General features: G+C 54.7%; 9 protein-coding genes and 1 pseudogene. 7 read left to right on the plus strand and 3 right to left on the minus strand.

The window, feature by feature from the left end; genetic code table 11:
* Positions 1-59: 59 nt before the first annotated feature.
* A complete protein-coding gene (locus tag GQ59_RS30785; protein WP_152564507.1) occupies positions 60-458 on the minus strand; it encodes a hypothetical protein in 399 nt (132 codons plus the stop codon).
* 252 nt (positions 459-710) lie between these two features.
* Between GQ59_RS30785 and GQ59_RS29440 the strand changes: the two genes are divergently transcribed.
* The 6 genes from GQ59_RS29440 (at position 711) to GQ59_RS29470 (ending at position 5,055) form a co-directional block, all read left to right on the plus strand.
* Positions 711-1,739: a hypothetical protein gene (locus tag GQ59_RS29440; RefSeq protein WP_152564508.1), complete on the plus strand. Its 1,029-nt coding sequence runs from the start codon at positions 711-713 to the stop codon at positions 1,737-1,739.
* A gap of 130 nt (positions 1,740-1,869) precedes the next feature.
* Positions 1,870-2,241 carry a hypothetical protein gene (locus GQ59_RS29445; protein ID WP_244448090.1) on the plus strand — a complete coding sequence of 124 codons (372 nt, stop codon included), beginning with the start codon at positions 1,870-1,872 and terminating at the stop codon, positions 2,239-2,241.
* Positions 2,242-2,351: 110 nt separating this feature from the next.
* Positions 2,352-3,295, plus strand: a protein-coding gene (locus GQ59_RS31605) for an IS630 family transposase (RefSeq protein ID WP_174459640.1) whose coding sequence is annotated in 2 segments (ribosomal slippage) — positions 2,352-2,688 and positions 2,688-3,295 — 945 coding nt in all. Because the reading frame shifts where the segments join, the coding sequence is not laid out codon by codon here.
* 200 nt (positions 3,296-3,495) lie between these two features.
* Positions 3,496-3,951: an Imm8 family immunity protein gene (locus GQ59_RS29460; protein WP_037088306.1), complete on the plus strand. Its 456-nt coding sequence runs from the start codon at positions 3,496-3,498 to the stop codon at positions 3,949-3,951.
* A 45-nt stretch (positions 3,952-3,996) separates the two neighbouring features.
* A complete protein-coding gene (locus GQ59_RS29465; RefSeq protein ID WP_162183335.1) occupies positions 3,997-4,461 on the plus strand; it encodes a DMP19 family protein in 465 nt (154 codons plus the stop codon).
* 168 nt (positions 4,462-4,629) lie between these two features.
* The gene (locus GQ59_RS29470; protein WP_037088312.1) at positions 4,630-5,055 is read left to right on the plus strand and encodes a hypothetical protein; all 426 of its coding nucleotides are present in this window, start codon (positions 4,630-4,632) and stop codon (positions 5,053-5,055) included.
* Between the two features lie 95 nt (positions 5,056-5,150).
* Here GQ59_RS29470 and GQ59_RS29475 read toward each other — a convergent pair whose 3' ends face one another.
* A complete protein-coding gene (locus GQ59_RS29475; protein ID WP_037088315.1) occupies positions 5,151-5,657 on the minus strand; it encodes a hypothetical protein in 507 nt (168 codons plus the stop codon).
* A 100-nt stretch (positions 5,658-5,757) separates the two neighbouring features.
* Positions 5,758-6,489 (minus strand): hypothetical protein, encoded by a 732-nt coding sequence (locus GQ59_RS29480; RefSeq protein WP_152564509.1) that lies wholly within the window; start codon positions 6,487-6,489, stop codon positions 5,758-5,760.
* 459 nt (positions 6,490-6,948) lie between these two features.
* Between GQ59_RS29480 and GQ59_RS29485 the strand changes: the two are divergent.
* A pseudogene (locus GQ59_RS29485) lies at positions 6,949-7,235 on the plus strand (helix-turn-helix domain-containing protein); the annotation flags it as partial.

Raw genomic sequence — 7,235 nt, forward strand, 5'->3', positions numbered from 1 at the left:
CCGAAAGGCTAACGTTCTCCGGATCGACTACCGCCAGCTCAGTAAAGCTTGGCGATGCCTTAGTCGGAGTTGGAAGCGACCCACGAGAAGCGAGGTTTGTTTCTCGAAATCACATCGAGGCAGTTGCCTCCGGTGACAAAAAGGTAGTGGGTCGATCCAGGTAGCGATATCTCGAAGAGTTCGCGTTGCGCAGCCCAGAAAGGGCTTCCTTCAACTCTGTAAGCAAAATGTTCAGGGACGTGTCCCACCTTTTCCATCCCATGCTCTTCCAGCGGCTGATGCATGTCATCGATGACCCGGAAGATGTCTACGTGAGGGAAGTACACTCTCAGATACTTACCCTGCCCACTTACCGAAAAATACGCCCGCAGTTCGTTCGCAGCTAGGTCAGGACGGTGCGTCATCTCAATGCGGTCAAGGTCGGCCGACGTCGCTCTTGCTCCGAGATCGAATTCCATTGCCTCAAACCTGATCAACGCGTCGCTTACCTATGTCCAAACATCACCTTCGTCCGAAGCCGCATTGGTAGATGCTGTGCATGAAGACCGCAACAGGCCGAGTAGCGACCAGATGTGCTATTATCGTGCCGCCTGATGGAGGCGACGCGGTGGGAGGAGTGGCGGAGGCTTAGGCGCGGCAGCTATTCGTCAATTGCCGTCATTCTTGAAATAGGTAGTATTCCAAGCCATCGTCAATGAAATGGTTGAAGCGTGCTGAAAATAGATAGCGGGCGATTACACGACCCGAAAATCCTTTCCCCTGTTGAGATTGCCAAGGAGTGCGAGACGCGTGGACGATTGATTGTTCAGTTCAGCAAGCCAGAAGCCTATACGCCCGCGATTTTGGCGTCGCTGAACGAAGCCTGCGGGCTAGTCAAAGATCGCCTTCAAGTGCGATTTTTTGGGCATTACGGCGGGCGTTTCGATGCAATGACTCTCCGTCATCTGCCTGAAACACGTAACCTCGCAGTCGATTGCCTGACTGCAATCGACAATGAGGAGGAGATCGGACGGCTCCCAAATCTGAGGTTGCTAGACTTCGGGGTCTTCGAGCTGGACCGCCCCGACTTTCTGAGAACGATAGAACTTCGCCGTTTGGCACAGCTTTCGCTCGGTGAAAACCGCAAGCGGAACTTTGATCTTTCACCTTTGGCCGACTGCGAGTTACTGGACGGCCTTTTTATCCACGGCCACTCAAAGGGTATCGGCGGGTTGGAAGGCGTGCCTCGGTTGCGGACGTTGACGTTAAGTGGTTATGCCAAGAAACATGCGCTGAATTTTGTGAAAGACTTATCGACGCTGAAGGACCTGAAGTTGATCTTAGGAGGCCGTGCCGATATTGACGACCTGTCGAGCAAGTCGCTTGAAAATTTGCACATTATCCGCGTTCAGGGCTTGGCAACGACGGGTGATCTGTCCCGGTTACCCGTACTATCATCGCTTCGCATTGAAGACCAGATTCAGCTAAAGCAGGTGGACTTGAACGGAGCGAGCCTCAAGCGGCTTGCGCTGATCAACTGCAAAAACCTGGCAGAGTTACCTGGGCTGGATAAGCAGGATCACCTTCGGGAATTCTCAGTGTTTCGCGTAGCGCTCGATCTTGACGGCCTTCGTGATCGAGAGTGGCCTTCAGCTACACGATCCGTCAGGCTTTTTTCCGGCAAAAACAAATGGAACGAGGACGCAGCAGCTCAGCTTGCTGCGCGAAATCTCAACGAGAAGGGCGACCTCTGGCCTTGATCTGCCGCACTTCTCATCAGGTTTGATATGGCAGTATCGAAGTCCGCATTGGGCCGGAAACGGACCAGCACCCGGGTCACAAAGGCGGGCGTTGCCGCCGGAACGAACACACTGGTACAAAAGCGAGGACATGAAACTCACCCTCAGGGGGAACTTGACAATGTCGAAACCTACTATGGTCTTTATCGCAGAGTCTGGACGGGTGGGGCTGGAGGTAGCGGTCGAAGATGATGTGACGCCGTTTCTGCATCTCGGTTTTCAGGCGTCAGAAAATCATGAACGCGTTTATCTATTTCGCAGTCCTGATGAGACGGAAGTCTTTTCCATGGTTGAGCGCCTACGAGACATGGGAATCCCTTTTTCGACCCATAGGCACGGTGGTGCTGACTACTTCGTAGAGGTCGCTCGTACTATGGGGTTCCTTCGCGGCAAGTTCATCCGAGTTAACTTCTTCGGTAACGACTTCGATGCTGATGCCCCCTTTAAGGTTGAAGAGTTCTAACGGGATCATTGGATCGTCAAGGTATCTAGAGCACGGAATCGCGATGAGGATTCCCTTGTCTGCCCAATTCTGATTCCATCGCTCCGACTGGTGATTTGGTCGGAGGCAATATGACCCGAACGTTCAGCGATGATCTGCGTAGCCGCGTGCTGGCTGCGTCACGGGGTGGCATGTCGGCGCGTTCAGCGGCAGCCCGATTTGGGGTCGGGATTTCAACAGCCATCGCCTGGATTGCGAGTGCGCGGGCTGGTCGGTTGTCGCCTGCGAAACAGGGCCGACGCGTTGGCTCGCGCCTCGATGCCCACGAGGACTTCATCGTCGGCATGATCGAAGAGGCAAAGGACATTACCCTCAACGAGATGGTCCTGCGATGGCATGAGGAGAGAGCCGTTTCCATTGGCCTTAGCGCGCTCGATGTCTGGCTGCGAAGGCGCGGCTGGACATTCAAAAAAAGACCGCACATGCACTCGAGCAGGAGCGCCCCGATCTCCTGAAGCGTCGCCAGGCCTGGTTCGACGGCCAACTCGATCTCGATCCGGCGCGCCTCGTCTTCATCGATGAAACCGGACTGAGCACGAAGACGTCTCGGCTTCGCGGACGAGCCATTTGTGGAGAACGATGCCGCTCCCCGATCCCACACGGGCACTGGAAGACAACGACATTCACCGGAGCGCTCAGGCTATCCGGCATGACCGCGCCCATGGTCTTGGACGGTGCGATGAACGGGGCAGCATTCCAGGCCTATGTGCAACAGGTTCTCATTCCAACCTTGGCACCGGGCGACATCGTCATCATGGACAATCTGCCCGCACATAAGGCGGAGGGACTGCGTCACGCAATCGAAGGTGCGGGATGCCGGTTACTCTACCTTCCTTCCTACAGCCCGGACTTCAACCCCATCGAGAAGGCGTTCGCCACGCTCAAGGCTGTCTTACGCGCCAAAGCTGAGCGAACGGTTGAGGGCTTGTGGAATACCGTTGGCCAGATCGTCACGCTGTTCGAACCACAAGAATGCGCCAACTACTTCAAATCATGCGGATATGACCCCGAGTAAAGCGGACGGGCTCTAGCTCCCGGCCGGACCGGGCAGCACCCGAGTCACTAAGGCCGGTGGCCACTTCGCGCCATCTGCGGTCATTGCGTGGGCCACAAAAGTCTTTAAGCTCTGATCAACGACACAGTCGAATTCCAACGCCATAACTCAAGGCTGGAACGAGGCTGGTCCAACTGGAAAATCAACTGGCTAATGATGCGATGGAACTGAAAATTGGCGCAGTCACAGCTCTTTCTTCCGGAGAAGTATTTTGTATCGACATGGAGGCAGATGAGGGGTTCGAGACGGCCTCACCGGATGACGCTGATATCTGGCTGCAACTCGACATCGGACCGAAGGATGCAGATTGGGCGGAGACTTTTTCCATTAGGGTGGCAACGCCCAACAACGTGTCGACTAGCCCTAAAGAGCTGAAGAACTTACGCATTCATTCTTACTCATTCCAGACCATGAAAAGCTACTTGGTTACGGCCGTCGCAGCTTGCGAGCGCGAGACGTGGGAAGAATGCCTCTATGCGCTCCGGTCAAGGTTTCTCTGGGAATGGGACACGCCTAACAGGAAAAAGAACAAAAAGCGACGAGCTGCAGCCAACTTCAATGATGGGCTAGGGGCCGCTATCTCCCATATGCTCATGAGCCGACTTGGAAGCGGGTAGCCTTGCTGGTAGGAACTTGATGACCCCCATTTTCGGATCGAGATGATGGCGAACTACGATGATCTTGGTTCACTTGATGACTGGCTTCTAAAGCAGGCCATAGAGCAAGCTGAACAAGGCGTCTCCATCGAAGACCAGCTTATCCCACAGACGGTGGTTAAGTTTGGTCGGCCTCACGTGTATCTTTACGCCACAGCGATCTTCGACGGAGAGGTCGGGAACGGCGGCATTCAGCAATTTTTTGACAACTCGTCTGGTGCTTTGGCTCCGACTGTTCATGATGCACTGCAGGAAATGCTATTGTCCGAATACGCGGACATCATGGGCGGGATTATCGATGCGTTCGGAGCGCCGTTTCCTCGCAGTCAGCTTGAACGGATGAATCGGATCGACAACGACCCACAGCTCCAGATCAACCTCGGCCGGGCGTCCGACGCCATCGACATCTGGAGCAGCAAGTACACCCTGGCTCGTGAAGCGTATGCGAAGAGAAGCCACCTACTAAAGTAACTCCGGCGAGCGCCCGTGATAGCTCCAGGGCGATTTTAGGCCGATAGCCGTAATCCTTCGGTCGAGGCAGCCAGTTCAACTGCATCATGGACCAACGTGAGCTGTGGCAGGTTTTCTCCGCTTCCTATACCCTGGCACTATTGAAAGGCATGCTAAATCAGGACCGCAATGAATAAAATCACTTTCATTCAGCTTAATGAACATTGGGAGGCAGCGCCTAATGCCCCTTCAGTGGACGTCAAGTTTAGCGGCAGCACTGCCGAATTATGGTTCTTGCTGAATCCCGGGCGACAGAAATCCTCTTCCAGAGAGGCAGCAACGATTCGCTTCGTAAACTGTAGCCGATGGAATTGGGATGCGACAAACGATCATGCATGGTTCTCGGGCGAAGGTAGGTACGCCAAACAAGCACCAAAATGGGGAGAATTCTATGAGATCGTTGGGGAAGAAAAGCTAGGAGGCTGTGTCGACTGGGAGGTCATGAACGTTGACCCTGAGGGAGCCCGCCATTTCCTATTCTACTTTCGGGATGAAACGCTGGAATTCATTGCCACCGATTGGTCAATAGAACGGGAGGTCGTCTCGCCAGCTTAGCGGTAGCGGCCTGTGAGCGTCCAGATATCGGAGAAGCTAAAGCCGCTTCGCGCCCCATCGCCGTCGAGAAGCGAGAAGGTTCAACGGTAATTGAACTACTTCAGGATTGACGGCCCCATGCGTTGATCAGCATCCCACATGCGATTCAACTCTAATAGAGTGTCAGCATGAGCAAAACCTGACCTGCCGCGTTGGAACGACGGTTCCGCGTGAAAGTGATGCAGTTTCCAGAGTTCCGCCATCAGCAATGTCAGCAACTGTTTGCGTTTCGAACGCGTCGAGAACATCGGCGTCGCCTCTGTTTTGTCCGAGGTTGCAAGCGCTCTGATTTCTAGAGTCATGATATGCTGCTGCCCTGGGTCGGGATAGATGGTCAAGCGATGCCCACCAGGCTCATCCAGGAGATCGACGCTTTCTGGTCGATTGGTCAGGATGGCGTCACAAAGCCTGAGAAGTCCCAGCGGGCCGTCGCTGAGCACGTCGCTGATCCGGAGACTGAAGGATGTTCCGCCTTGGATGACGAGAAGGTCACTCCAGCCGTGCCGGTCTTGCGTAAAGCTGATGCCGATTGTGTCGCAGATTTCGTTTTTTTCTCTATCCATGTCTTTGCCCACACCGATATATTCTGCCGCATAGTATGAACGATAGCTTTAGTCTGAGCTGGCTGGGAAGTAGCGCAAACAGCAGTTATCCCCGCTTCCATCATTGGTGACGGTGGCGGACGAGTTGTTCATGTTTTGCCAAAGCCCTATCGAGCAGGTCAGCGTCCTTTGATCCTATCCGCCATCGTACGCTTAGGAGTAACCTGCGTATCTCCTGACTGAGCAGCCAGGTCCTCGTTTCCTGGAGAGTACTGTCGGACGCTTCCATCCAGTACCCTCGCTCAAAAGGGTCGCTCGCGAACGGGAGTTCGGAAAGTATCAGGTGCGCAAGTTGTAGGGCGCAGAAGTCGTTGTTTGACGTTTCGATCTCGATGAGGAGTTTATTAGGATCAATGTTCAGTATCGCGAGGCCGACAAGCCACTTATTCGCAGAGTATTTGTCCGGGTGTTGCCTGAGCGCATGTCCACACGCTTCTGCAAAGATTTGTTCGACGACATGCTTCTGGTTCTGCGGCCAGGCAAGCCAGTCTGCCGCCTTCAGCTTCAGAGCGATGACTTCAGGCTCAACGACAGCAGAGTCCACTGAAAGGTCCAGCAGGCGTGGAAGGAAATGCTTATAATCGTCAACAGTCCCTACGGTCGTCAGTGCAGCCGCAGCGTATTCCTGTAAGTCCTCAACTTCCAGAAGCCTCAATGGCTTGGACGTCAGTCGCTTCAGTAGCTTCTCCGGATTGCGCAGCGGTGAGGTTTCAAGGGCCGTTGGCTTGCGATAGTGAGCGAAGGCTTCATAGCCTTGATCAAGAAGTCGTCGTAGCGTCGGGGTGAGGTGCATCGAACTCAGGCGGGTGTATCGAACTCAGGCGGGTGTATGGGCGGCTTTTCTCCTTTAGCATCAATCGCCCTAACCGGCCATTGCGTCAGCTATAGGCCGAAAGGCTTAATCATATCCTTCCCTGGGAATCACGTGACATGAAACTCCGATTATTGCGACCGCCGGAATTCCAGGCACAACCTCCATCTGAAGGTTGGCAAATCCGGACATGAGTTCAGAGCTGCGCTAAAAGGGAGCTAAAGGGCGCAGCACCCTGCCTCAAGGGGACGGCCGTTTCGCAGCGAAGTCCGGGCTACCGTGGCATCAAGGCCGCAGGGTACACGCTTAAGCTCTTGCGATGCCCAGATCTGTGTTTCGGCGTGGAATATTGACCCCTCTGGCGGGGTGACTGGCGTCCAATTTTGACCCCCCACCTGTTTCGTCTGACCATCCGTCTTTTGCTGGAGGATGGAGGGGGAGTTGAAGCGAGTGGATACGATTGCGCGTGTTCGCCGGGCCTTCCATGTGCAGGGCTGGTCAGTGAAGAAGATCGTCCGGGAGCTGCATGTGTCCCGCAACACGGTGCGCAAGATACTGCGATCCGAGGAGACTGACTTTTCTTACGAGCGAGAACGGCAGCCACTGCCGAAGACCGGGGCTTGGAAGGCCGAGATCGAGCGCTTTCTGGCCGCGAACGAAGCAAGCCCTCTCGTGAACGGCTGACGCTGATCCGGATTTACGAAGAGCTTCGAGCGCTGGGTTACGAC

Origin of the sequence: Neorhizobium vignae, assembly GCF_000732195.1 — a bacterium.
Lineage (GTDB): Bacteria > Pseudomonadota > Alphaproteobacteria > Rhizobiales > Rhizobiaceae > Neorhizobium > Neorhizobium vignae.